27 protein-coding genes are annotated in these 25,308 nt (G+C 30.3%); 21 read left to right on the top strand and 6 right to left on the bottom strand.

Annotated features, from left to right (window positions below):
• Positions 1-282 precede the first annotated feature (282 nt).
• From OTK55_RS07710 to OTK55_RS07700, 3 genes are all read left to right on the top strand, one after another.
• Complete coding sequence (locus OTK55_RS07710; protein ID WP_274871631.1) at positions 283-2,781, top strand: excinuclease ABC subunit UvrA; 2,499 nt, start codon at positions 283-285, stop codon at positions 2,779-2,781.
• A 503-nt stretch (positions 2,782-3,284) separates the two neighbouring features.
• Positions 3,285-3,458 (top strand): hypothetical protein, encoded by a 174-nt coding sequence (locus tag OTK55_RS07705; RefSeq protein ID WP_274871629.1) that lies wholly within the window; start codon positions 3,285-3,287, stop codon positions 3,456-3,458.
• Positions 3,459-3,510: 52 nt separating this feature from the next.
• Positions 3,511-3,645 carry a hypothetical protein gene (locus OTK55_RS07700; RefSeq protein WP_274871627.1) on the top strand — a complete coding sequence of 45 codons (135 nt, stop codon included), beginning with the start codon at positions 3,511-3,513 and terminating at the stop codon, positions 3,643-3,645.
• Between the two features lie 104 nt (positions 3,646-3,749).
• Here OTK55_RS07700 and OTK55_RS07695 read toward each other — a convergent pair whose 3' ends face one another.
• Both OTK55_RS07695 and OTK55_RS07690 read right to left on the bottom strand, forming a co-directional pair.
• The gene (locus OTK55_RS07695) at positions 3,750-4,892 is read right to left on the bottom strand and encodes an ORC1-type DNA replication protein (protein WP_274871626.1); all 1,143 of its coding nucleotides are present in this window, start codon (positions 4,890-4,892) and stop codon (positions 3,750-3,752) included.
• A gap of 23 nt (positions 4,893-4,915) precedes the next feature.
• Positions 4,916-5,737 (bottom strand): UbiA family prenyltransferase, encoded by an 822-nt coding sequence (locus OTK55_RS07690; protein ID WP_274871625.1) that lies wholly within the window; start codon positions 5,735-5,737, stop codon positions 4,916-4,918.
• A 497-nt stretch (positions 5,738-6,234) separates the two neighbouring features.
• Between OTK55_RS07690 and rpl7ae the strand changes: the two genes are divergently transcribed.
• From rpl7ae to OTK55_RS07610, 16 genes are all read left to right on the top strand, one after another.
• Entirely contained in the window at positions 6,235-6,606 is a 372-nt protein-coding gene (gene rpl7ae, locus OTK55_RS07685; protein WP_274871623.1) for a 50S ribosomal protein L7Ae, read from the top strand.
• Positions 6,607-6,830: 224 nt separating this feature from the next.
• Positions 6,831-7,037, top strand: coding sequence for a 30S ribosomal protein S28e (locus OTK55_RS07680; protein WP_112124000.1), 207 nt, complete (start codon positions 6,831-6,833; stop codon positions 7,035-7,037).
• Positions 7,038-7,106: 69 nt separating this feature from the next.
• Positions 7,107-7,265, top strand: coding sequence for a 50S ribosomal protein L24e (locus OTK55_RS07675; RefSeq protein ID WP_274871622.1), 159 nt, complete (start codon positions 7,107-7,109; stop codon positions 7,263-7,265).
• The gene (gene ndk, locus OTK55_RS07670; RefSeq protein WP_274871621.1) at positions 7,262-7,720 is read left to right on the top strand and encodes a nucleoside-diphosphate kinase; all 459 of its coding nucleotides are present in this window, start codon (positions 7,262-7,264) and stop codon (positions 7,718-7,720) included. Before OTK55_RS07675 ends, ndk begins: the two co-directional genes overlap by 4 nt.
• Before the next feature lie 377 nt (positions 7,721-8,097).
• Complete coding sequence (infB, locus tag OTK55_RS07665) at positions 8,098-9,942, top strand: translation initiation factor IF-2 (RefSeq protein ID WP_274871619.1); 1,845 nt, start codon at positions 8,098-8,100, stop codon at positions 9,940-9,942.
• Between the two features lie 81 nt (positions 9,943-10,023).
• Positions 10,024-10,416: a 30S ribosomal protein S6e gene (locus OTK55_RS07660; protein ID WP_274871618.1), complete on the top strand. Its 393-nt coding sequence runs from the start codon at positions 10,024-10,026 to the stop codon at positions 10,414-10,416.
• A gap of 56 nt (positions 10,417-10,472) precedes the next feature.
• Positions 10,473-11,702, top strand: a complete 1,230-nt coding sequence (locus OTK55_RS07655) for a translation initiation factor IF-2 subunit gamma (RefSeq protein WP_274871616.1) — start codon at positions 10,473-10,475, stop codon at positions 11,700-11,702.
• Positions 11,703-11,726: 24 nt separating this feature from the next.
• Complete coding sequence (locus OTK55_RS07650) at positions 11,727-12,110, top strand: type II toxin-antitoxin system VapC family toxin (RefSeq protein WP_274871792.1); 384 nt, start codon at positions 11,727-11,729, stop codon at positions 12,108-12,110.
• A 60-nt stretch (positions 12,111-12,170) separates the two neighbouring features.
• Complete coding sequence (locus tag OTK55_RS07645) at positions 12,171-12,731, top strand: DNA-directed RNA polymerase (RefSeq protein ID WP_407652428.1); 561 nt, start codon at positions 12,171-12,173, stop codon at positions 12,729-12,731.
• Positions 12,732-12,749: 18 nt separating this feature from the next.
• Positions 12,750-12,935: a transcription elongation factor subunit Spt4 gene (gene spt4, locus OTK55_RS07640; RefSeq protein ID WP_274871614.1), complete on the top strand. Its 186-nt coding sequence runs from the start codon at positions 12,750-12,752 to the stop codon at positions 12,933-12,935.
• 18 nt (positions 12,936-12,953) lie between these two features.
• Positions 12,954-13,463 (top strand): GTP-dependent dephospho-CoA kinase family protein, encoded by a 510-nt coding sequence (locus OTK55_RS07635; RefSeq protein WP_274871613.1) that lies wholly within the window; start codon positions 12,954-12,956, stop codon positions 13,461-13,463.
• Between the two features lie 7 nt (positions 13,464-13,470).
• A complete protein-coding gene (locus OTK55_RS07630) occupies positions 13,471-13,788 on the top strand; it encodes a 30S ribosomal protein S24e (protein ID WP_274871611.1) in 318 nt (105 codons plus the stop codon).
• A gap of 26 nt (positions 13,789-13,814) precedes the next feature.
• Entirely contained in the window at positions 13,815-13,970 is a 156-nt protein-coding gene (locus OTK55_RS07625) for a 30S ribosomal protein S27ae (protein WP_274871610.1), read from the top strand.
• A 228-nt stretch (positions 13,971-14,198) separates the two neighbouring features.
• Positions 14,199-14,915 carry a nitroreductase family protein gene (locus OTK55_RS07620; RefSeq protein WP_274871609.1) on the top strand — a complete coding sequence of 239 codons (717 nt, stop codon included), beginning with the start codon at positions 14,199-14,201 and terminating at the stop codon, positions 14,913-14,915.
• A 101-nt stretch (positions 14,916-15,016) separates the two neighbouring features.
• On the top strand, positions 15,017-16,414 hold the full coding sequence (gene argH / locus OTK55_RS07615; RefSeq protein WP_274871608.1) for an argininosuccinate lyase: 1,398 nt from the start codon (positions 15,017-15,019) through the stop codon (positions 16,412-16,414).
• A gap of 60 nt (positions 16,415-16,474) precedes the next feature.
• Positions 16,475-16,615 carry a hypothetical protein gene (locus OTK55_RS07610; RefSeq protein WP_274871797.1) on the top strand — a complete coding sequence of 47 codons (141 nt, stop codon included), beginning with the start codon at positions 16,475-16,477 and terminating at the stop codon, positions 16,613-16,615.
• Here OTK55_RS07610 and OTK55_RS07605 read toward each other — a convergent pair.
• The 4 genes from OTK55_RS07605 to OTK55_RS07590 form a co-directional block, all read right to left on the bottom strand.
• Positions 16,608-17,633: an ATPase gene (locus OTK55_RS07605; protein WP_274871606.1), complete on the bottom strand. Its 1,026-nt coding sequence runs from the start codon at positions 17,631-17,633 to the stop codon at positions 16,608-16,610. The two genes, OTK55_RS07610 and OTK55_RS07605, sit on opposite strands and share 8 nt — an antisense overlap.
• A 6-nt stretch (positions 17,634-17,639) precedes the next feature.
• Complete coding sequence (locus tag OTK55_RS07600) at positions 17,640-19,289, bottom strand: glycosyltransferase family 39 protein (protein ID WP_274871605.1); 1,650 nt, start codon at positions 19,287-19,289, stop codon at positions 17,640-17,642.
• A 2-nt stretch (positions 19,290-19,291) separates the two neighbouring features.
• The gene (locus tag OTK55_RS07595) at positions 19,292-21,094 is read right to left on the bottom strand and encodes a glycosyltransferase family 39 protein (protein WP_274871603.1); all 1,803 of its coding nucleotides are present in this window, start codon (positions 21,092-21,094) and stop codon (positions 19,292-19,294) included.
• Between the two features lie 278 nt (positions 21,095-21,372).
• Complete coding sequence (locus tag OTK55_RS07590; protein ID WP_274871790.1) at positions 21,373-21,600, bottom strand: histone family protein; 228 nt, start codon at positions 21,598-21,600, stop codon at positions 21,373-21,375.
• Between the two features lie 722 nt (positions 21,601-22,322).
• On the opposite strand from OTK55_RS07590, the gene OTK55_RS07585 reads away from it, so the two are divergent.
• Positions 22,323-24,101, top strand: a complete 1,779-nt coding sequence (locus tag OTK55_RS07585; protein WP_274871601.1) for a ribosome biogenesis/translation initiation ATPase RLI — start codon at positions 22,323-22,325, stop codon at positions 24,099-24,101.
• A gap of 31 nt (positions 24,102-24,132) precedes the next feature.
• A complete protein-coding gene (locus OTK55_RS07580; protein ID WP_274871600.1) occupies positions 24,133-25,308 on the top strand; it encodes a TIGR04083 family peptide-modifying radical SAM enzyme in 1,176 nt (391 codons plus the stop codon).

Below are 25,308 nucleotides of genomic sequence, written 5' to 3'. Positions count from 1 at the left end.
TAATTCATCATATTACTAATTGATTATTATTTTAATATTTTTTCTTTTATCATCTTTCCATAAGTATCATATAAGATGATTAAAACAACCCACATAATTATACAGATAATTGACAAGATCTTTATTTCTAAATTCATCTAATCCCCTGAAACAGTGGATAACAATATAAATAATATATTATATCATTAATCACATACTACTATTTAATTTAATAAAATTTGATATATAAAATCATCTTTTAATTTAAACTTGTATAACTTATTAAGCAATAGGAGTATGTTAATGACAGAAGAAAAACATGAAATACCTAGATATATTCAAGTTAGAAATGCTAGGGTTCATAACTTAAAAAATATTGATGTTAACATTCCACTTAATCGGATTGTAGGTATAGCTGGTGTTTCAGGTTCAGGTAAATCATCACTTGCATTTGGTATATTATATGCAGAGGGTTCAAGAAGATATCTTGAATCATTATCAACATATACTAGACGTCGTATGACACAGGCAACTAGAGCTAATGTAGATGATGTTTTATATATTCCTGCAGCACTAGCACTAAAACAACGTCCAGGTGTTCCTGATATACGCAGTACTTTTGGTACTGGAACAGAATTATTAAATGGACTTAGATTAATTTTTTCAAGATTAGCTAGTCACAGATGCCCTAATGGTCATTATGTACAGCCATCACTTAATGTTGCAGCTGAACAAGAACTAATATGTCCTGAATGTGGTGCACACTTTTTTGCTCCGTCTGCAGAAGATTTATCATTTAATAGTTCTGGGGCATGTAAAACATGTAATGGTACGGGTACTGTACGTACCGTTGATGAATCTACACTAGTACCAGATGAATCCTTAACTATTGATGAGGGTGCAGTTGCTCCATGGCAAACATTAATGTGGTCTTTAATGAAGGATATTGCACGTGAAATGGGTGTTAGAACAGATGTTCCATTCAAAGATCTTACAGATAAAGAAAAAGATATTGTCTTTCATGGACCTGCTGTTAAGAAGCACATGTTATATCAAAATAAGACAAGTGGTACATCAGGAGATATGGATTTCACATATTATAATGCAATTTATACAGTAGAAAATGCTTTATCAAAGGTTAAGAATGAAAAAGGAATGAAACGTGTAGCGAAATTTTTAAAACAAGATACATGTCCTGATTGTAAGGGGAGCAGATTATCTAGCCAGGCATGTGCTCCAAGAATATGTGGAATGAGTCTCTCAGAAGCTTGTAAGATGCCTTTAAATAAATTAGTTGAATGGGTTAAAGGGATACCTAGTACTCTTCCAGATGAAATGGAAAAGATGGGTGAACAAATCTGTGAATCATTTACAGATACGTCTTTACGATTACTTTCTCTAGGATTAGATTATATTAGTTTAGATAGACCATCCTCAACACTTTCTAATGGTGAAAGACAAAGAATGCAACTTGCAAGAGCAGTTAGAAATAGGACAACAGGTGTTCTTTATATTCTAGATGAACCATCTATAGGACTTCACCCTTCAAATCTTGAAGGTGTAAAAAAGGTGATGCAGGATTTAATTGATGATGGTAATTCTGTTATACTTGTTGATCATAATGTTAATATTTTATCTGAATCAGATTGGATAGTTGAGCTTGGACCTGAAGGTGGTTCTAATGGTGGAAATATTATTGCAGAAGGAACAATTGAAGATATTGTGAATAATGATAATTCTAGAATTGGAAAATATCTGCTAGGTAAGTCTCATATTGAAAAGGATATGGATATTAAAGAGAATGATATATTTAAGTTAGGTTCTATTAATTTGTCAACAGATAATATTCACACAGTTAAACCATTGGATATATCATTCCCAAAAGGTAGAATGACTGTTGTCACAGGTGTATCAGGTTCTGGTAAAACTACTTTGGTTTTAGAAAGTTTAGTACCGGCGTTAGAAGCAATACTTAATGATAAAAAAATGCCAAGTCATGTGAAATCAGTAGAAGCTGATGGTATTAGTGAAGTTAAACTTATTGATTCTACGCCTATTGGAATTAATGTTCGTTCGACTGTTGCTACTTATTCAAATATTCATGATAAGTTACGTAAAGAGTTTGCTAAGACAAGTGATGCTAAAGAAAGAAAATATAAGTCTGGTGATTTTTCTTATAATACTGGAAAACTTAAATGTTCTACATGTGATGGAACAGGTTCTATTACTTTAGATGTTCAATTTTTACCAGATGTTGAGATAACCTGTCCTGATTGTGGAGGTTCCAGATATTCTGATGAAGCACGGGAAATATACAGGCAATCAGAGAATGGTCATAAATATACATTACCTGATTTAATGGAATTAAGTGTTGATGAAGCATTAAATGTATGTAGTGATATAAAATCTGTACATAATAAATTGGAAGTTTTACATGATTTGGGTCTTGGTTATCTTACTTTAGGTGAACAGACTCCTGTATTATCAGGTGGTGAAGCACAGAGATTAAAGTTGGCTAGTGAGTTAAAGCATGGCCAATCAAATTCATTATTTGTATTTGATGAACCAACAATAGGATTACATCCATTAGATGTTAAAGTTTTACTTGATGTTTTTAGACAATTAGTAGATAATGGTGCAACGTTAATTGTGATAGAACATGACCTTGATGTAATTAGAAATGCTGATTATATTGTAGATTTAGGACCAGGTGGTGGTCTTGATGGTGGTAGGATTGTTGCTAAAGGTACTCCTAGTCAAATAAAAGATTTTAATGAAAGTATAACTGCAAAATATATTTAATAAGCAGTTATCTTATTTTACTCTTTTTTGTAAAATTATCTTTATTTTTTTATTAATTTTTTTTTAGTTATCATTTATTTTTTTGTTATCCTAAGCCCTCCTCCTGTATTTTTTTATGAAAAATTTCTGCTTTTTTGATTTTTAGGTGTTAGTTATCATGACCCTCTCCTTATTATTTTGCACTGGCCCATAGATTTTTGATGAAAAATGTAATAATTATTCTAGGGTTATCATGAATTTTTTTAGTTTTTATTAGCCCCTATTACTTATCATGTGCTCTTGCTATTACTTATCAATACCCCTTGCTTATTACTTCTCATGGCCTCTCGTTTTATTTATCAACACCCCTTTTATTACTTCTCAAATCCCCTTAATACTTATCATACGCGCTTAGATACCATTTATATTACTAAAAATAGATAGAAAAAGAATAGAAACTGATAGAATATGTACAAATAACATATCTAAGAAGTTTTTTGGAATAATAAAAATAGGTGTTAAAAATGTTTGAATCAATAAGAAAAAATAAAATTAAAACTTTAGAACCAAAAAGAGATTTAATCAATAATGACATTGATATAACAGAATATGATATGAGATCTGTTTTCACACTAATAGCAATAACAACATTATTCCTAGTATCCATGAAATTAGTATTAATCGCTGGTCACATATAATCCGAGTAAATAATCATACGTAAAAATTTATAAAAAAAGTGAGGTTAGAAAAATGTTAATCCCAGATAGAATTACAAGATACAAAATAGAACAAAATCTTAAAAATAATAAGAAGGTAATGAATGTTACTTTTTATAAAACAGGAAATAAGAAATTAGATTCTATGACATTCAATAAACAATCATAATTCTTTTTTCTATTTCAGTATTTTTTTATTTTTATACTGATAATTCAAAATCTTTTTCTTAGTAATTAACTTACTTATTTTAAAAAATATTAAGAGAATATAGTTTATACTCTTGGATTTTTCCGAGGTAAATTGTCACGTATTTCTTTACCATCAAATCTTAAGTTAATATAACGTGAATTGCCCTTCTGTCCGGCACCAGTATAAGTTGTGTCAATTAATCTTAGAAATTCTAATTTATTGATTAACCTATTATATGTAGCATAACTGATTTTCTTTTCCCGGTTGTATTCCTTGAATAGTTCACCGGATGTTATATTCTTGGTTGTGATTCTTGTGATGAATCTTAATAGGTCTTGTTCCTTTTCAGATAATGTATCTAATACATATTTTAAACTTACACTATTGGCAGAGTTAAATGCCTTTTCAACATCTTCATTTGTTATGATTTTTGATGCTTTTACTTCAGCATTATTTCCACTTATACGTAGTAAGTCTATTCCTAATCTTAAATCACCACGTTCATATGTATACATGGCTATTTTTTCTATTAAATCCTTACTTATTACTGTTGGATAAAATCCTATTCTAGCTCTTTCTTCAAGTATTTTATATGTTTCCTCATATGTGTATGGCTTGAAGTTTATCTCATTTGCATTGAATATTGATCCAACATTTTTATCCAGGACGTATCTGAAGTCAACATCCGATAGAACTGCAAATATACCTGTACGTACTCCTTCAAATGATTCATGTGCTCTTAGTATATCATAGAACACCTTGCTTATGACATTGCCCTGAAACAGGTAATTTATATCATCTAATGCAACTATTAATGCCTTGTTTGAATCATATAACTCATTCATTATATTATTATATATACGTGCAAAGGGCACTCCTGTTTCTGGTGGAGCATGTCCAAGTATTTTTTTATGTATTTGTGAAAATATATCGAATTTTGTTGAGTGAAGTTGACAATTAACATATACACAGATTATATCATCGCCACAATCATACTCTGCCATTTCAAATAACTTCTTAATAGCTGTTGTTTTTCCTGTTGCTGGTGGTCCTAGGATTATATTATTTATAGGTTTTCCACCCTGTAATGCTGGTCTTAATGATAATGCCATTTCTTCCATTTGTGGCTGTCTTAGTTTGAAATTTTCAGGTAAATAATCAGAGTTAAAGACAGTTATATCTTGAAATATTGTTTCATCATGAAGTAAAATATCATTCAAATCCATCTATTTTCGCCTTCCTACTATATTTATATTATACTTCCAATTGCAAATGATATGAATGCTATGAACATTCCTATTTTCATGTATGTTGAAATTTTATGTAACTTTTCTTTTGATTGATCTTTCAGAGCTAGCACTGCTGAATATATGAATATGATGTCAGCAATTAATACTATTACTAAATAGGATATTGTGAATATGTTTAGAATATATAGTATTGGACTAAGTAGACATGTTAGTATATTTAATATTACAGCTACTATTATTGCATTTCTTTTACCATATACTATGGGGAATGTATGTGCATGTTCTCGGAGGTCTCCCTCAACATCTTCAGCATCCTTTATGATTTCTCTGGATAATGTCATTAGGAATGCAAATAATCCTATTAACATACTGACTATAACATCGCCTGTTATTAATCCACCGAATACAAAGGTTAGACTAGTAAGTAAGGATACTGTTATATTGCCTATAAGACATCTTCTTTTAAAATCATATGCATATACTATCATAAGTATGGTACATATTATTACCATTACTCCGTTTTCAATTGATATAATAAATCCCATTATTATTGCTATTATAAATAGAATTAGACTATAATACAATGCGGTTTTTAGTTCTATTTTACCTGATGGTATTGGTCTGTATGGTTTATTTATTTTATCAATTTCATAATCACAATAATCATTTATAGTATTTCCGGAACCAGTTGCAATAAATACTGTTATAGCTCCAAGTATGATTTCCCAGTTGTATGTATGACCTATGATTGCCATGAGCAGTACTGCTATAAGTGCCATCATTGCATTTCCAGGTCTTAGTATTTCAATATAGGGATTCATGTATTATATCACCTATAACTTATTGTTGCTAGAAATTTTAATAATAATTTAGTATATGTTTGATTATATTAATAAGATATTTCATAGATACTGGGGCTATCTTTTCACTTATTGATTTTAATTATAGTGTTTAGTTCCTCTTGTGGTAAGTATTCTATTATATGGAGCTAGGATGTAGGAGTAATTTCTATATGTAATAAGATACATAATAATATAATATATTATAAGAATTGTGATTATAATATGTGGTATAAGCATAAAGTATATATTATATTAAATAGATAGTAATTAATAACTAATTTTTAACATACTTAAAACTGTGAGCGAATGAGTATCTCACTCATTAAGGAGTTTTAAATTAGAATATTATTTTATTATATAAATTATATTTTAAGGTCATTTAATCAGACAACAAGTAATCATAGTCTATTAAGTTAATTGGATTATCCTACTTGGAATGGATGGTTAAAAAACCAGATGATAATGGAGGAAATTAAATGGCAAATTCAGTATATGTAAAATTTGAAGTACCAAAAGAAATAGCTGATAAAGTATACGAAGCTTTAGAAATAGCAAGAGATACCGGTAAAATAGGAAAAGGAACAAACGAAGTAACAAAAAACATTGAAAGAAACAATGTTGCATTAGCAGTTATTGCTGAAGATATTGAACCAGCAGAAATTGTTGCACACTTACCTATTTTAGCAGAAGAAAAAGAAATTCCTTACGTATATCTTCCAACCAAAGAAGAATTAGGAGAAGCTGCAGGACTTAACGTAGGTACAGCATCTGCATGTATAATCGATGCTGGTGAAGGTCAAGAACTCGTAAACGAAATAGTCGAAAAAGTTGCAGAACTCAAAAACTAATCATGATTGGACCTATACTAGGAAAATAAAGTATCTATATTTAGAAGTATGCTTTTAGTGTTAAAAATTTTACAATAAAGATAGATTCATATAATAAATTAAATATTCAAAATGGGTATTAATTTAACAGAATATTTCTTTCTTTAAATTTTTTTAAATTATTCTAAAACACTTCGCTATTATAATATTTTATTTAACCAATCAAAATTTGATAAGGTGATTATATGGAAGACGGAACTCCAGCAGAAGTTATCGAAGTTTTAAAAAGAACAGGAATGACTGGAGAAGTAATGCAAGTAAAATGCAGAATACTTGATGGAAGAGATAAAGGAAGAATACTCACTAGAAACGTAATGGGCGCTATCAAAGAAGGCGACATTTTAATGTTACTAGATACAATAAGAGAAGCTAAAGAAATCAGAACTCCATAAGTATGGATGTTTTTTGATTAACTTTTATTGTGAAGAATATTCTTTTATATATTTAATAGGAGTTTAAATATGAGAACATGTTCATTCTGCGGAGAAGAAATACCAGAAGGTACAGGAAAAATGTATGTTCGTAGAGATGGATCAATTTCTTTCTTCTGCAGCAGCAAATGTGAGAAAAACAGTAAACTTGGCAGAATACCAAGAAAAGTTAAGTGGGTTAAACAATGAAACAAAGAACATTTACCATGTTAAAACCTGATGCAGTTAAAAGGAGATTAACAGGTGAAATTTTAACCAGGTTTGAAAAACGTGGATTAAAAGTAATAGCAGCAAAAACTCTCATGATTTCAGATGACCTTGCAAAAACACACTATGGTGAACATAGTGATAAACCATTTTTCAATGATTTAATCTCATACATCACTAGTGGACCAGTATTTGCTATGGTCTTAGAAGGCGATGACGTAATAAGCTTAGTCAGAAAAATGGTTGGTGCAACAAATCCTAAAGAAGCAGATGTAGGAACTATTCGTGGAGATTATGGAATTGACACAGGTAGAAATATAATTCATGCTTCAGATTCAGAGGAATCAGCACAAAGAGAAATTAATTTATTCTTCGATGAATCAGAATTCTGTGATTACGAATTACCTGACGAAGATATAATTTACGAAGAGCCATAAGAATTTATTTCTTTCATTAGCTCTTTTTTGCTATTATTGAAAATGTAGATATATATTTATGAAGTCATTGGAATTAATCAATACTTCAGAACCCAAAACAATATTTATTTTAATTTACGCGTAAAAAAATAATAGAAAAATATATACACATTATTGATTAGGACAATAATTCATAAAATATAGAAAAATAAGTGTGTTCTACAAGGGATAGTAACATTTTTCAGGGACATTCATATAGATTATAACAGATGTCAGTATTAACACTTAATTAAATTATAGAACAAATGCTTATTTAACCTACTGTTAAATAATTTAGTTAATAAGCCTTAAATCTAGTTTAAGGTGTAAAGTAATATGTTTTTTAGGGAGATAAAGAAATGAAAACTAGATCACCTATAGTATCTGTTTTAGGTCATGTAGACCATGGAAAAACTACTCTTTTGGATAATATAAGAGGTAGTACTATTGCACTTAAGGAAGCGGGTGGTATTACTCAGCATATAGGTGCAACTGAAATTCCAATGGATGTCATTTCATCAATTTGTGGTGAGTATCTTGATAAAATGAATATTCAGAATGAATTACCAGGTTTATTTTTCGTAGATACACCAGGTCATGAAGCTTTTACAACACTACGTAAACGTGGAGGAGCATTAGCTGATTTAGCTATACTTATTGTTGATGTTACAGAGGGTTTTAAACCTCAGACATATGAAGCTTTAAATATTTTAAAGGCATCTAAAACACCTTTTGTTGTAGCTGCTAATAAAATAGATAGGATACCAGGATGGAATTCTATACCTAAAACATCCTTTAGTAAAGTTATTAAAGAACAACATAAGAAAGTAGCATTTGAATTAGACCAGAAAATCTATGAATTAGTAGGAATACTACATGAGGAAGGATTTGAATCAGAACGTTTTGACAGAGTGAATAATTTTGCTAGTCAAATCACAATAGTTCCAACTAGTGCAGTAACTGGTGAAGGATTATCTGAATTATTAACTATGCTTATAGGATTAGCATACCAATACCTTAGTGAACAACTACAGATAGAGGAAACAGCACCTGCTTCTGGAACAGTATTAGAAGTAAAGGAAGAGAAAGGATTAGGATTAACCATAGATACAATTCTTTATGATGGAGTTCTTAATAAGAATGACCACATAATGATGTTGACAAAGGATAATAAAGTAATCTCAACAAAGATTAGGTCACTACTAAAGCCTAAGCCTTTAGAAGAGATAAGAGAATCTAAAACCTTATTTGAGGACACTGATCATATTGTAGCGGCAGCTGGAGTAAAAGTGGTTGCACCGCATGTAGATGATGTTGTATCTGGTTCACCATTAAGAGTAGTTAATGATGAAAAATTAGGTATTGAGGATGAATTACTATCAGAAGTAGATAATATAAGAATACAAACAAATGATGTTGGTATAATAGTAAAAGCAGACACACTTGGTTCTCTAGAAGCACTCATTAATATTCTTGATCAAAAGGACATACCTATAAAATCAGCAGAAATCGGTGACATTTCCCGTAGGGATATAATTAATGCATCAATAATGGCTGAGGAAGATGAGAAGTATGGTGTAGTTATAGCATTTAATGTTAACATACTACCATCAGCAGAGGAAGAATTGAATAATGATCAGGAAGTTATAGTATTCAGAGACAGTGTAATTTATCAATTAACAGAAGATTACATGCACTGGATAGAGACGGCTAAAGAACGTCAGAAAAAACAAAGACTCAACGAAATCGTACGTCCATCCAAGATAAGAATAATACCAAAACTAGTATTCAGACATAGTAAACCTGCTATAGCTGGAATAGAAGTTATGTCCGGTATTATTGAAAGAGGAGTAACACTCATTAATGAGAAAGGTCATGAAGTAGGTGTAGTAGAAAGTATGGAAGACAATGGAGAAAGTCTTCAAAAAGTTTCAAGAGGTTCCCAAGTTGCAATGGCAATAGGTGGTGCAGTATTTGAAAAAGACTTTGAAGAAGGCGATGTACTATACGTGGACATGTCTGAAAGAAATCTATTTGCATTAGAAGATGAGTTTGGAGACAAACTATTGGATGACGAAATACTTACATTAGATGAGCTCAAGGAAATCAAACAAAATACTGAAGACCCTAACTGGGGTATAATAAGAACTGATTGGAGCGAACTTGACACTTTAGATGAAGATGAGTATGAAGATTTCTACTAAATCAATAAGATGACGCAGTAGATTTAAATATTATTAGAAAAGAAACTTACTAAAACATAAAAAATTAAAAGGAGACATAGAATGGTATACAAAGTAGTAGTATCAGATGAAGATGTAACCTACCAATTAGAGTTAGATGATAAAGATGCAAAAGTTGTAAACGGACTTAAAATTGGAGAAGAATTCAACGGTGGAGTTCTTGGATTAAAAGGTTACAAATTAAGAATTACTGGTGGATCTGACAAAAACGGTTTCCCAATGAAAGCAGATGTAGATGGAACCAGAAGATTCAAAAGTCTTGTAAGTGAAGGAACAGGATTTAAACCACAAGTAAAAGGATTAAGAAGAAGAAAAACAGTACGTGGAAACACAATTGCTGATGATATCTCACAAATCAATGTTAAAGTTTCAGAAAGAGGAGAACAAACACTAACTGAAATCTTTGCAGAACCAGAAGAAGAACAAGAAGAATAGGTACACTATTAATTAATCATAATTAATAGAATATCTATACTATGGAGGTGTAACTTATGAAAGTACAATCCGAGATAAATATTGGATTAGTAGGTCACGTTGATCATGGTAAAACAACATTAACCAAGGCCTTATCTGGAATATGGACTGATACACACAGTGAAGAAGCAAAAAGAGGTATTTCAATTAGGTTAGGTTATGCTGATATAACATTCAGAAAATGTACTGAATGTGAAGCACCTCAATGTTACACTACAAAAGAAACTTGTGAACACTGCGGTTCTAAAACAGAGGTACTTAGAAAAGTATCATTTGTAGATTCACCAGGACACGAAACTTTGATGGCAACAATGCTTTCAGGTGCAGCAATAATGGATGGAGCTATCCTTGTAATAGGAGCTAATGAACATTGTCCACAGCCACAAACTAAAGAACATTTAATGGCTTTAGATGTAATTGGTGTTAAAAATGTTATTGTTGTCCAGAATAAAATTGATACTGTACCTAAAGAGAAGGCAATAGAAAACTACTATGAAATCAAAGAATTTGTAAAAGGAACATGTGCTGAAGGAGTACCTATAATACCTATATCAGCTCAACAAGGTGCTAACATTGATATATTAATTGAAACTATTCAGAAATATATTAAAACACCAAGAAGATCACTACGTAAAAATCCTAAATTATATGTAGCAAGATCATTTGATATAAATAAGCCAGGTACACACCCAAAGAAAATTAATGGTGGAATCATTGGAGGATCACTAGTACAGGGAAAACTCAAAGTTGGAGAAGAAATTGAGATTAAACCTGGAATCCAAGTAAAGCACAAAGGAAAATCTGAGTGGAGAAGTTTAACATCAACTATCACAGGACTAGAAGCAGCAGATAACTTTGTTGATGAAGTAGGTCCTGGAGGTTTAATTGGTGTAGCTTTACTATTAGATCCAGCATTAACCAAAGCAGATTCATTATCAGGTTCCATAGCTGGAAAACCTGGAACACTACCACCAACGATTCAAGGATTTACAATGAAAACTCATTTACTTGATCGTGTAGTAGGTACTAAGGATGAAACAAAGGTAGAACCTATACATTCCTCTGAAAACTTAATGATAAATATTGGTACAACCACAACTGTCGGACTTGTTACAAGTGCAAGAGGAGATATTGTTGACGTTAATCTAAAACTACCAGTATGTGCAGAGGAAGGACAGCGCGTAGCATTAAGTCGTCGTGTAGGAGCCAGATGGAGGCTTATTGGTTATGGTATCATCACAAAATAGAGCAGTTGTTGATACAAATTTTTGATGATGATGATTCAATTAGATGTTGATGTAGTCACTGATTTGAAGAATCTACTACCATCATATTATGATTTAATTGTACCATCACTTGTCATAGATGAATTGGCCAAACTCAAAAAGAAATCTAAAGGAAAGGATAAGATAGCAGCATCAGTTGCATACAAGATTGCATGTAACGAACCTTTCAAAAATGTATATATAAAGAAAACAGATCATGTAGATAATCTATTACTAGATTACTGTACAGATAATGATGTTCTATGTACAAATGATAGAATTCTTCGTAAAAGAGCAAGAAAAAGAGGAATAACTGTTATATATCTAAGACAACACAGATTTCTAGAAGTAGATGGTTATATAAAACGAAACTCTACCGATGATAACTAAATAAGTTTAAATATATTATAGAATTAAATAAGAAAAAATAAGCCAAAATGAGGGTATTAAATGTACGAAATAGCAACTATTGAAGATACAGTAAGAGTACCACCTAACATGTTTGATCAACCACTAGAAGAAGTGGCTGCTAAAATACTTAATAGAAAATATGTAGGTAAACTAGATAAAAAATTAGGTATATTAATAATGGTCACAGACGTACTTGAACATAATCAAGGAAAAGTTGTAATTGGTGATGGGTCAGCATTTTATCATATAAAATTTGATGCATTATTCTATAAACCAATGTTACATGAAGTAATTGATGGAGAAGTTATTGAAATAATCGAATTCGGTGCTTTTGTAAGAATTGGTCCAATGGATGGATTAGTACACGTTTCACAGATTACTAATGATTACATAAACTATGATGTAAAACGTGGAGCTTTACTAGCTAAAGAATCTAATAAATCCTTAGATGAAACCGACTTTGTTCGTGCAAGAATAGTAGCATTAAGTTTAAAAGGTAATTCTACAAAAGATTGTAAAATAGGATTAACCATGAGACAACCAGGACTTGGTCGTTTCGAATGGATTGAAGAAGAAAAAATGAAAAATAACAAAAATTAATATTTAAGGAGAATTACCATGGCTGAAAGAGCATGTCCAAGATGTAAACGTGTTACATTCGACAAAGTTTGTCCAGTATGTGGTACAAATACATCAGATAATTGGACTGGATTAATAGTAGTGATTGATCCTGATGAATCAGATCTTGCAAAGGAATTAAACATTAATATTCCTGGAAGATATGCATTAAAAGTCAGAGAGTAAATAATAAGGAGATTAATTGTGCTTAAACTACCAAAATTTTTAAGAAAAGAATTAAAAAAACCATTAGGTGAATTGCACAAGTCTATCAATTTAATTGAAAATCCACTACAAGAACAATTATCCGAAAATAAACTTATAATTGGTATAGGTGATGTCACAACTAGGAATCTTGTGGATAATAATTTACAGCCGCAGATATGTATAGTTGATAATAAAATTGAAAGACATCCTGTACAGAATGAATTAAATCATACTGATAACATTAAACATGTTAATAATCCAGCAGGTGTAATAACTGATGAATTAATTGATGTATTAATTGATTCAATAAACCATGCTACAAGTGATAATCCTGTTATCATAGTAGTAGAGGGTGAAGAAGATTTAGCAGTGCTACCCTGCATATTAAATGCACCAAAAGATACCATGATTCTTTACGGACAACCTAAAGAAGGTGTTGTTTTGGTTAAAGTTAATGAAGCCTATAATCAGGCTCTTGAATATTATAAACAATTAATTAAGGAATAACGATAATATGGAAATTAAAATCATTGAAAGAAAAGAAAACCCATTATTAAATAGGACTGAAATTAAATTTGAATGTGAATATCCTGCAGAAGGAACACCTAAGATATTAGATGTAAAACATAAACTTGTTGCATTAGAAGACTCATCCAACGATCTCCTCGTGGTGGACAGCATGAAGCCTAGTTACGGAGTTACAACAGCAGTTGGATTAGCTAAAGTTTATGATTCCGTTGAAAAATTAAATGAAATTGAAACTAAATCAGTAATAGCAAAGAATGAAGAACCTGAAGAAGAACCTGCAGAAGAAACAGAAGATGCAGAATAAATACTACAACAAGAGGATTGATTATAATGTCAAAAAAATATGAATTATATGAAGTAAAAGATGGTAAACTTATAAGAAAAAATCCTGAATGTGTAAGATGTTCACATGGTATCTTCATGGCAGACCATGGTGACAGATATGCATGTGGTCGTTGTGGATACACACAATGGAAAAATGAATAAATATATATTATGAATTACATAATATTTTATAGAAACACGAATCCGAAACACGAATCTAAAAATACATAAAACATATATTTAAAAATTTTTCTCCACCCACTTTTTATATTATTTTTAATTATCAAATTGCAATTTTATTTATCTGTTGATTTTTATCTTTTTATAAAAGTTTTAATAATTCATATTCATAAATATATTAACTAAATAATAATAATTAACGTGATTATCATGGATTTAACAGATATTATATATAAACGTCGTTCATCTCGTGATTTTACCGATGAGAAAATAAGCTCTGATATAATGGAGTCTATTACTAACTTTGCAGATAATTTAAAACCACTCGTACCAGGTATCAAGACTAGTTATGAAATAGTAGATAATAGTCAGGTAACATTACTACTTAATTGGAGAGCACCTTACTATGTAGCAATATTCTCTGAAGAAAAAGAATATTATCTTGAAAACAGTGGATTCATGTATCAACAACTTGATTTATATCTTCAAAGTATTGGTTTAGGCTCATGTTGGATTGGATTAGGAAAAGTAAAATCCAGTGTCCAGAAAGATTCCCAGAAATTTATTATATTAATAGGATTTGGAAAAGTAAGGACAACTCCATACAGAGAATTATCTGAATTTAACAGATTATCATTAAATGATATTTCAGATATCAACGATGAAAAACTAAAACCAGCACAGTATGCTCCATCAGCTTCAAACAGTCAGCCATGGTACTTCACTCATGATAATGACATATACCATGTATATCGTCGAAAAAATAATATCATCAGAAGAAAGTTCATGGATAAATTTAATAAGGTGGACATAGGAATATCATTAGCACACATGTATCTTACAAATAAGGATACCTTTGAATTCATTAACTGTAAAGAAAATAAAAAGATTGACGGCTATGAATATGAATGCAGTTTTAAGATATAAGTAAACTCGCCGTAACATAAAATAATTAGATTTTATAAATATATACATAACAAAAGGGAATAATATAACCTTATATTAAATAATTATAGGAAGTTGATAACATGGATCTTAGAGCAGGACGTTTTGATGGACAAATGACTGATGACGCCGCAGCATTTTCATCATCAATAGAATTTGATAAACGAATATTTGAAGCAGATATTAAATGTAACAGGGCACATACAACAATGCTCATAGAAGAGAAAATCATACCTGAGGAATCTGGAAAAAAGATACTAAAAGCATTAGATAAACTAGAAGAAGAAGGAATAGATGCATTAGATCTTAACCCATCATTTGAAGATATTCATATGGCATTAGAGGATTATGTAACAAATGAAATTGGTCCAGAAGCAGGATTTATGCACACAGCAAAAAGTAGAAATGACCAGGTATGTACAGATATCAGATTAACCTTAAAAGATGAAATAGAAAATACTATAAATAACATTAAAGCCTTCATAAAAACTATTGTAGAAATGGCAAAAGAAAATACTCATACATTATTTATAGCATATACCCACCTTCAACATGCACAGCCAACAACATTTGGACATCATCTAATGGCATATGCTAATGAACTAAGAAGAGACTGTGAAAGATTAATGGATACATATAAAAGAGTAGATATGAGTCCATTAGGATCAGCAGCATTAACCACAACAGGCTTTCCAATAAACCGTGAAAGAACAGCACAGCTACTAGGATTTAGTCAGGTAATGGATAATAGTATTGATGGAGTAAGCAGCAGAGATTTTGCAGCAGAAGCAATATTTGACTATGCAATGTTATCAACAACACTAGGAAAAATCTCTGATGAAATTGTAATATGGAGTAGTTATGAATTTAGAATGGTTGAATGTTCAAATCAATATTCTTCAACATCATCAATAATGCCACAGAAGAAGAATCCTGATATAGCAGAGTTAGCACGTGGTAAAAGCACAATAGCTTATGGTGAGTTAATGACAGTCCTATCAATGATTAAAGGTATTCCTCATAGTTATAATAGGGATTTACAGGAAGTAACTCCGCACTTATGGAATGCTATTGATAATACTAATGATATTCTGGGAATTGTACATGGAATGTTAAGTACATTAACAATTAATAAGGATAGGACAGAGGAATTAGCTGGTGCAAACTTTGCTACAGCAACAGAATTAGCTGATGTTATGGTTAGAGAAAAAGAGCTTCCATTCAGAACAGCTCATAGAATAGTAGGTAGAATAGTATCAGAGGCTATAGCTGATAATATCACAACGAAAGACATTGATAATGATTATGTTAATAAGGTATCTGTTGAGGTTACAGGTGAACCAATAGATTTAGGTGAAGATTTAGTAAGACAAGCACTTGATCCACTTAAAAATGTTAAATCAAGAACTGTTAGAGGCGGATGTGCACCTGAAGCTGTTGAAGAAGCAATTAAAAATATGGAAAACTTTTTAAAAGAATAATAGTGATAATTAATAAATATTTTTATAATATGTTTAAAAAAAATATTAGGGATGATTATTTTGGATGATAATAAAAAAAATTTATATTTATATGTTATACTGATTATCGTAGGATTTCTCTTATTAATCTATCCACCATTAGTAGCATATATTTTAGGTTTATTCTTAATAGGATATGGAGTTCTTGAAATAATTAAATAGTATTAATTAAATCAAGAGCTTCACCAGGCTCAAGTATACCTGCACGTGTTTCCCGTAGTACTCTTTGTATTGAAAATGGCCTATATTGCGGATATTTCTTATGAACCTGTACTACTAGGGGACATCCATACCCTTTTATTATATTTACTGAATATTTTGTTACAATATCTTTTATTTCTGTTTTTTCCATTCTAAATAATGCAGGTAGGTTTATTCTGATAATATCCTCTTTTTTTGTTATTGATTGTGATCCTGTGGATAATAAATCACCATATGTCATTATGGGTATTTCTTCTTGTTTTACTTTGTTTAACACTACTTCTTCTATATGACTAGAACATCTGCCACATGGATGAATTTTACCACTTAATGCATCCTGTATTATGGGAGTCATGTCTGTTTTAACATATTCATGCGGTACATCTATCGTAGTTGTTAGGTTATTTATGTTACGTCTGAATTGGTTAGGTAGTATTATTGTACCGGGATCCACTGTTACAGCTAGTACATTAAATCCTAATGCCTTTGATAGTATGGTGGAAAAACTACTGTCTACTCCTCCTGATAATGCTACAACTATTTTTGCATCTTGTACGGGTTTTCTGTTAATGTTTTCTTCAATATATTCCTTGAGTGTAGTGTTATTGTATGGTGTTTTTTCTCTTAGTTTCAATAAATCATATAAGTTATCAAATGGTTCTAAACATTCTTCCGGAATAATATTGTTATCTAGTATTTTTTTCACATGTTTTACTGATAATCCTAGTTGATATTCTTTTAGTATTATGTCAGTATAGGATATTACATGGATTGATTTAACTTTTAATTCTTCTCTTAGTTTTCCCACTACCCATCCACCTTTTCCTATTATTATTGATTTTTCAGGCCTATCTGGTGTTATTATTGTTAATTCATCATTATGGTAGTGTAGTTCTTTTATTTCTGGTTCTACCTGGTCATGTCCTATTTCTTTTCTTATTCTCATTATTTTTTTTATTATTTCTTCTTTAGTGTACATGATAATCTAATCTCTTTCATATATTCTTAGCTTGTATGTTGTTTTGTTATTATCATATATTACATGATATCCCTTTATGGATTGTAGTTTACTTGTTGAATCTATATAGTACTTAGCATGTATAGTGTTTAGTTTGTTTTCTAATGTATCATTATTTGCTTCCAGTACTCTTGGTATTGTGGAGTATGTATATTTTTTCAGATACCATGAGAATGATACTCCTCTATCTGAGGATATGTTATAGTTGTCTATGTTTTCGTCATAGTTTTGTAGCCATTGTGCTGCTTGTTTTTCTTCATGTGTGTGTGGGTTTTCATGTGTCATTGATGATATATAGTTTGCATTTATTGGTATGAGTATTAGTAGTATTATTGTTAGTATGATTAATGGTGTTTTCTTGTTTTTTATTTTCAGTGTTTTTGTAGTGTCTTGTATTCCTTTTATCATGAAGTATAGTAGGGGTATGAGTGTTGGCATAATGTAACGGTCTACTTTTACTGGATGGTATGAATGCATTATAAGGAAAATTCCCATCCATATAAACATAACTATGTCCAGTTTATCTACGTTATTTGGGAAGAACTTATAAGATAATAACATTATACCTATAAAAAGTAATTCTGTGAAGATATAAGATATATGAGTATAACTAATTATGGTAAAAACTGATAAAATGATAATAATACCAAACTTCAAATTCCATCTGTCAATACTTTCATCACGTCTTATTATATCAAATATAAATGATATTACACCAAGTATGGCACATAATAACATTACATAAGATAGGAATGTCGGATTATTAACAGCAGTAGTTAACATCATAGAATACTGTGAACTAGCACTCCAGCAAGTTAAAATCTCGGGTAAATGTTGAAGATAATAGAACGGATTTAGTTCATATCCCACATTAACACTAGAAACCTGATTACTATTAGAGACCTCGACAAACTGGCTAAGGAAAGGAATAGATCCCTGACTTATAAGATAAACTGCCATTATCACGGCAAGTGTAACTATCATGAAAGCTATTAATTTAAATATGTTATTCTCTTTGCACTGGGTATGGAACTTATCATGATTAAGCCCAAGATAACATAACATAACCAGAAGTATGAAACCCTCTGTAAATCTGGTGAAAAATGCAAATACAAATAATATAAATGCAAGATAATAGTATTTAAAATCCTTATTTAATCCCTGTATTGTGAAATATATAGCCCATACACTGAAGGTAAGAGCTGGAGCATCATTAGATCCGCTGACAGCCCATGTAACTATAAGAGATAACATTGAAAGAATGATACTTCCAATAAAGGATACCTTTGGACTATATTTTTCATTAAATAATTCATAAACACCAATAATTAAGAGGAAAAACAGAACACCTGAAACAATAAACATGCTTGTTTCGGATATAAAGCCTAACCTGAAGGGTATTGATGTTAATAGGGAGAGTACTGGCGGAACACTTAGCTGACTACCAATATTAATATTAGCAAATAGTAATGCATCTTGAAGATATACGAATATATCCCAGTAACTAACTCCAATAACACTTTGACAATAAACTAGAATTCCAGTATATACTAACATGAATAATGCTAGAATTACTAATAGCTTATCTTTTAAAGTATCTATGTGGATGTGTTTCATCACTATTCACCTCCTATTTTATCATAATTACTTAATGTCCTGTTCAAGTAATCCCTGTATTCCTGTGTTGTTAAATTTTTATCAGTGTTCTCTAATAAATAATTATTTTCATATATTGTCACATCACCTATACGCTTAATAGCAGTTAATCCTGGATAATTACCATCAGTAACCTTGTTAGTCTCAATATAATATGATGCTGGGCTATGTGAACTATTACTTGCCAGTATCTGCTTTGAAAATTCTAATGAGCTATTTTCAACATTGGTATCTGGAACTCCTCTCTGAATATACAGGTTAAGATACCATGTAGCTCCCGGCCAGTTATCAGAATATATGATAGTTGTATTATTTAACGGTGCATGTGTCTCATTTAGCCAGTAGCATGCATCTTCAACATCCTTATAATGATTATTTTGTGGGATACTGCTTACAAATGCCAGACTGTTTATCACCAGAAGCACAATTATTGCAGCTGTTAATATTGTAGTTGGCTTAACATTCTTAGCTGTAATCTTATCGTCAACGTAATTATAAATACTATTTACTGCATTTGCTATGAAGTATGCGATAAATGGAAGTACTGTTATGAAATATCTATCATTTTTAGTGGATAGTATGGATTGGAATACTATGTAGATTACAAATAATGAAATCATTAGCAAGTCATAGTCTAGTGTGTCAATATTATACTGATATAATGTTAGCCATATTAGTCCCATTATTATAAAGAATAGAATAAATGTTGTAATATATGATACTTGACTTAATGTTATCAAACAAGCTATACTTAGAATTGCTACTGTTATGAGTAATAGGATATTTATTGTTGTAAAGTATTTCTTGTCACTGTTTTTAATAATTTTATATGTTTGGTATAATATAACTACAAATCCTAATATCATTAGTATGATGTATAAGTATGATAGTGTTGTTGGTATGTTACCCATAGGGTTAACTACTGCATTGAATGTGGATCTTAGGGGTATTGTGCTTGATAAGTAGTTAGGGATGTGTGTGATATAGTACCATGTGTCAGGCAGATATCCTGAATCCATAACTTGAGTGTTTGAAACTGTTCCACTAAATTGTCCTAAAAATGGAAATGGTGTTCCAAGCACCTTATTAAACTGGTTTAAGAACCAACTTATACTTATTACTCCTAATATAAATCCTATTATTATATCTCGTATTTCTTTTAAGTTTATTCTATTGATTATTAAATAAAATACTATTGCAAATGCCATTATACCAGCAGTATATCGTGTCAGGAATGAATAGGCAGCTATAGGTAATGCTATGTAGTATATTTTAGTATTGTATTTATGTGCTGCTAGTATCAGGTATATTGTTGCAAGGGTACCTGATACTCCTATAATATCATTTCCACCAATGGCAACCCATGAGAATAATAGGGTAAATGTTGCATATATGAAACTTCCAACAAGACTGACATTTTCGTTAAATTTGAAGCGTAGTATTAAATATAGGAAGATTACTCCCATTATGTATGCTATTACATCTACATTGAATATTGCTTCCTGGAATGTATGATGTGTGATTAGAAATATCTTTGCCAGAATCATTGGTAGAACAGGTGCAATACTAGACACATCACCCCATCCCATTTTTGCAAAATTACGGCCGTTTTCTAAGTATAAATAAGTGTCCCAATTTCCTATACCAATTGAATATTGAAGATATAGCTTGGGAATACTAATAATAAGTAAGATAATTGTTAAAGCTAGAATATAATGTAAATCCTTCTTATTATCTTGGATGAATCTTTTAAATTTATTTATCATAGAAATAACTCCAGTACTATCATAATTTTATGATAATACTTTTTATTACTTATATTTCTGTTATTAATTGAAATTATATTTAATTAATTTTTCTATAAGTTTATAGTTTTGAAAATTAGAATTTAAATGGGTGGAGAGGATGAATCCTCTGTTAAAATATTTTAAAAAAAATAAAAAAACAAAATTTTGATACTTAAATAAATAGCTTAAATATATTTTTTTTTAAAAAAAAATATTATATATTTCAAACTTTTATTTTAAGTAATTTAGCTAAAAACTTAGAATTTAAGTTTTACAGCTAATTCAACATCAGATGCTTTAACAGTTTTTCTACCAGAATGTTTTGCTATTTCAACAGCTTCTTTAGCTATTTCTTCACCGAGATCTGTAAGCTTTTCTGATAATTCTATTTTAGCATCTTTAGTTGCTCGAGGTGCACCTGCATTGGATAATATTCTTCCTATAGGTGCTATTGGTAATGTTTCCATAGTATCACTCCTATAAATTGTAATATATTTTTGTAGTATTTATATCTATTGTTTTTTAATTAATAATAATGATATTATTTTAATTTATTATATGAGCATTATTAATTAGATATACTATATAAAATCAATTATTTATTCGTTTTTTAAAGAAAAATAGATTAATAGCTATTTTTGAATATTTTTGTTTTTTGAAGAATATTCAACACATATATCTAAAATACACAATATTACTTTAATTATAGATAAAAACAGTAAAACACCTTTAACCAGACATAAATTCAAGCTTATAGCAATAATATTTTTTTAATATGATAATTGATGATAAAATAAATTAAATACTTTTATTTAATAAAATCCATTCCGGATAAATCTTAAATCATAAATTACTATATAATAAGTATTAAATAAGTTTTTTAATAATTATTAAATTGATAATTATTATAATTATTGAAATAAATTCTTTTTTAAGTTAATCAATGATTAATATTATTAATTTTTACTAAATATTTAATAAAAAGTATTATTTTCCCAATGATTAAAAAATGAATATTAAAATAAAAATAAAAAAATCTACTATCTTCATGATAAATTAATGCATTATATATACATTCAAAGACAAAAATACTATATAACTATAAATCATTGAATATAAAGTCTCATAATAATAAATGATTTACATTGATATAAAATAATCATAATATTTTTTTTATTAATATAACACAATAATAGGGAGTATACTCTTGAGTCGAATAGCAATATTAGAAAAAGATAAATGTCAACCAAAAAAATGTAACTATGCATGTATCTCCTATTGTCCAGGAGTAAGAATGGAAGAAGATACCATAGTAATTAGTGAAGAAGATAAAAAACCATTAATATCAGAGGAATTGTGTTCTGGATGTGGAATCTGCGTTAATAGATGTGTCTTCAATGCAATAGATATCATAAATCTGCCGGAAGAATTAACAGAGGAACCAATTCACAGATATGGACAGAATAGTTTTGAATTATTTGGTATGCCAACAATAAAAGAGGGTTCAGTAGTAGGATTATTAGGACCAAACGGTATAGGAAAATCAACAATACTAAACATACTATCAGGACAAATAATACCAAACTTTGGAAACTATGAAGAAGAAAATAGTTGGGATAATGTAATAGAACATTTTAAAGGATCACAACTACAAAATTACTTCAAAAAATTAAGTAATAACGATCTTAAAATAGCATACAAACCACAAATGGTGGATCAATTACCAAAAGTAGTAAAAGGTAAAGTATCCGAGCTATTAAAAGGAGTGGATGAAAGAAATAAAATGGATGATGTAATAGAAAAACTTGAATTATCATCCACATTAGACCGTGAACTTAAAAATCTATCCGGTGGAGAACTACAGAGAATAGCAATAGCAGCAACAATATTAAGAGATGCAGATTTCTATTACATTGATGAACCAACATCATGGTTAGATGTAAAACAAAGATTAAACTCAGTTGAAGTTATAAGAGATCTCACAGAAGAAAATAGAAGTGTACTAGTAATAGAACACGACCTTGCAACATTAGATGCTATGAGTGATTATGTACATGTAATGTACGGTGAAGAAGGAGGATACGGAGTAGTATCCAAGTTAAGAGGAGTAAGAGTAGGAATCAATGCATACATCAACGGATTTTTAAATGAAGAAAACATAAGAATCAGAAAACAACCAATAGAATTTGAAATAAGACCACCAAGCGAACTAATAGATTCAGAAACAATAACAAACTACACAGATTTCCACAAAAAATACGACAACTTCGAATTAACAGTAGACAAAGGAGAAATAAACCAAAGCCAAGTAATCACAGCATTCGGACCAAACGGTATAGGAAAAACAACATATGCAAAGATATTAGCAGGAGTGGTAGAACCTGATTCTGGAGAAGTGGAAGATGAAATAAAAATAGCATACAAACCACAGTACATACTCTCCGACTTCGAAGGAACAGTACAAGACTTCCTATACATGTATGCAAAAGGCTATGGAACAAACGTATTTAACACAGACATAGCAAAACCATTTGACCTAAACAAAATACTAGATAAACAAGTAAGCAAACTATCCGGTGGAGAACTACAAAGATTAGCAACAGCAGTAACAATATCACAAGATGCAGACGTATACCTATTAGACGAACCAACAGCATTCCTTGATGTGGAACAAAGATTAAAAGTAGCAAAAGCAATAAAACACATAGTACTAAGAGATGATACATCAGCAATAATCATAGACCACGATATAGTATTCATAGATTATATATCAGACAGAGCAATGGTATTTTATGGAGAACCAAGTAGTAAGGGTCATGCAACAGCTCCGATAAACCTACGTGATGCAATGAATAAATTCCTATCAGATGTAGAAATAACATTCAGACGTGATAAAGAAACTAACAGACCAAGAGTAAACAAGACGGACAGCTACCTAGATCGTGAACAGAAAGAAAAAGGAGAATATTATTACCTAGAAGAATAAACGTGGTAATATTATTTAGGAGAGTGAACACATGCATGTAATGATAATACCAACAATGGGATGTCCAGCAAATTGTAGCTACTGCTGGAGTTCTGAAACAACATCACTAGTCATGTCAGATAAAACTATTGATGATACTGTTGAATGGTTAAAAGATTTTAAGAAAGAACCTGTTACATTCACCTTCCATGGAGGTGAACCCTTACTAGCAGGTTATGATTTCTATAAACATGCATTAAATAAAATAGCTACAGAACTAGATTTCTTATATCCAGCATTTGCAATACAGACTAACTTATGGCTGATGGATGATGATATTGCAGAATTATTTAAACAATATGAGATTCCCGTAGGCAGTAGTCTTGATGGTCCAAAGGATTTAAATGATATTCAGAGAGGACCAGGTTATTATGAGAAGACATTAAAGGGGTATGAAATAGCAAGAAAGCATGGTCTACGTGTAAGTTTTATTAGTACATTTACTAATTATTCTATCACACGTAAGGAGGAGATATTCAACTTTTTCAAGGATAATGGATTTAACATGAAAATTCATCCAGCATTACCTTCTATTAAGAGTCATAAGAGTGATAATTTTGCATTGGAACCAGAAGATTATGGTAATCTTTTATTATACTTATTAGATCAATACCTTGACCTTGCAGACCAGATAGAATTGAAGAATATTGACCATCTATGTAGGGGAGTATTCATGCGCAGAGGATGTGTATGCACATACGTTGATTGTATGGGAAGTACTTTTGCAGTTGGTCCTGACGGAAGTATTTATCCATGTTACAGATTTGTGGACATGCCGGAATATGTTATAGGACATGTATCAGACAAGCCAACATATGATGAATTAATGAATAGTAAGGCAGAAAAATTATTATTCAAATACAAAGAATTTGTTGATGAAGATTGCAAGGACTGTAAACATATAGATTACTGTAGGGGAGGATGTCCATATAATGCTCTTGCAATAAGTGACCATGAAGTGAAATGTGTGGACCCTCACTGTGAAGCATATAAAATGATATTTGACAAGATTGATGAATTAATGAATCAAAAACTTAACAATGCATTTGATGAATTAGATAATGTTGTTGAAAAAGATTATAATTTCACATTAAATGTTGGATTTGAAAATGAAGGCAATATAAAAAATGGTAAAAAATTCACTGTAATGGATATTGCTCTTAAATAA

This window comes from Candidatus Methanosphaera massiliense (assembly GCF_028890305.1).
Taxonomy (GTDB): domain Archaea; phylum Methanobacteriota; class Methanobacteria; order Methanobacteriales; family Methanobacteriaceae; genus Methanosphaera; species Methanosphaera massiliense.
This window is presented reverse-complemented; position numbering and strand designations above follow the sequence as displayed.

Coding starts and splice junctions, on each gene's coding strand:
- OTK55_RS07710 (WP_274871631.1), top strand. CDS start 283: ATGACAGAAGAAAAACATGAAATACCTAGATATATTCAAGTTAGAAAT.
- OTK55_RS07705 (WP_274871629.1), top strand. CDS start 3,285: ATGTTTGAATCAATAAGAAAAAATAAAATTAAAACTTTAGAACCAAAA.
- OTK55_RS07700 (WP_274871627.1), top strand. CDS start 3,511: ATGTTAATCCCAGATAGAATTACAAGATACAAAATAGAACAAAATCTT.
- OTK55_RS07695 (WP_274871626.1), bottom strand. CDS start 4,892: ATGGATTTGAATGATATTTTACTTCATGATGAAACAATATTTCAAGAT.
- OTK55_RS07690 (WP_274871625.1), bottom strand. CDS start 5,737: ATGAATCCCTATATTGAAATACTAAGACCTGGAAATGCAATGATGGCA.
- rpl7ae (WP_274871623.1), top strand. CDS start 6,235: ATGGCAAATTCAGTATATGTAAAATTTGAAGTACCAAAAGAAATAGCT.
- OTK55_RS07680 (WP_112124000.1), top strand. CDS start 6,831: ATGGAAGACGGAACTCCAGCAGAAGTTATCGAAGTTTTAAAAAGAACA.
- OTK55_RS07675 (WP_274871622.1), top strand. CDS start 7,107: ATGAGAACATGTTCATTCTGCGGAGAAGAAATACCAGAAGGTACAGGA.
- ndk (WP_274871621.1), top strand. CDS start 7,262: ATGAAACAAAGAACATTTACCATGTTAAAACCTGATGCAGTTAAAAGG.
- infB (WP_274871619.1), top strand. CDS start 8,098: ATGAAAACTAGATCACCTATAGTATCTGTTTTAGGTCATGTAGACCAT.
- OTK55_RS07660 (WP_274871618.1), top strand. CDS start 10,024: ATGGTATACAAAGTAGTAGTATCAGATGAAGATGTAACCTACCAATTA.
- OTK55_RS07655 (WP_274871616.1), top strand. CDS start 10,473: ATGAAAGTACAATCCGAGATAAATATTGGATTAGTAGGTCACGTTGAT.
- OTK55_RS07650 (WP_274871792.1), top strand. CDS start 11,727: ATGATGATGATTCAATTAGATGTTGATGTAGTCACTGATTTGAAGAAT.
- OTK55_RS07645 (WP_407652428.1), top strand. CDS start 12,171: ATGTACGAAATAGCAACTATTGAAGATACAGTAAGAGTACCACCTAAC.
- spt4 (WP_274871614.1), top strand. CDS start 12,750: ATGGCTGAAAGAGCATGTCCAAGATGTAAACGTGTTACATTCGACAAA.
- OTK55_RS07630 (WP_274871611.1), top strand. CDS start 13,471: ATGGAAATTAAAATCATTGAAAGAAAAGAAAACCCATTATTAAATAGG.
- OTK55_RS07625 (WP_274871610.1), top strand. CDS start 13,815: ATGTCAAAAAAATATGAATTATATGAAGTAAAAGATGGTAAACTTATA.
- OTK55_RS07620 (WP_274871609.1), top strand. CDS start 14,199: ATGGATTTAACAGATATTATATATAAACGTCGTTCATCTCGTGATTTT.
- argH (WP_274871608.1), top strand. CDS start 15,017: ATGGATCTTAGAGCAGGACGTTTTGATGGACAAATGACTGATGACGCC.
- OTK55_RS07605 (WP_274871606.1), bottom strand. CDS start 17,633: ATGTACACTAAAGAAGAAATAATAAAAAAAATAATGAGAATAAGAAAA.
- OTK55_RS07600 (WP_274871605.1), bottom strand. CDS start 19,289: ATGAAACACATCCACATAGATACTTTAAAAGATAAGCTATTAGTAATT.
- OTK55_RS07595 (WP_274871603.1), bottom strand. CDS start 21,094: ATGATAAATAAATTTAAAAGATTCATCCAAGATAATAAGAAGGATTTA.
- OTK55_RS07580 (WP_274871600.1), top strand. CDS start 24,133: ATGCATGTAATGATAATACCAACAATGGGATGTCCAGCAAATTGTAGC.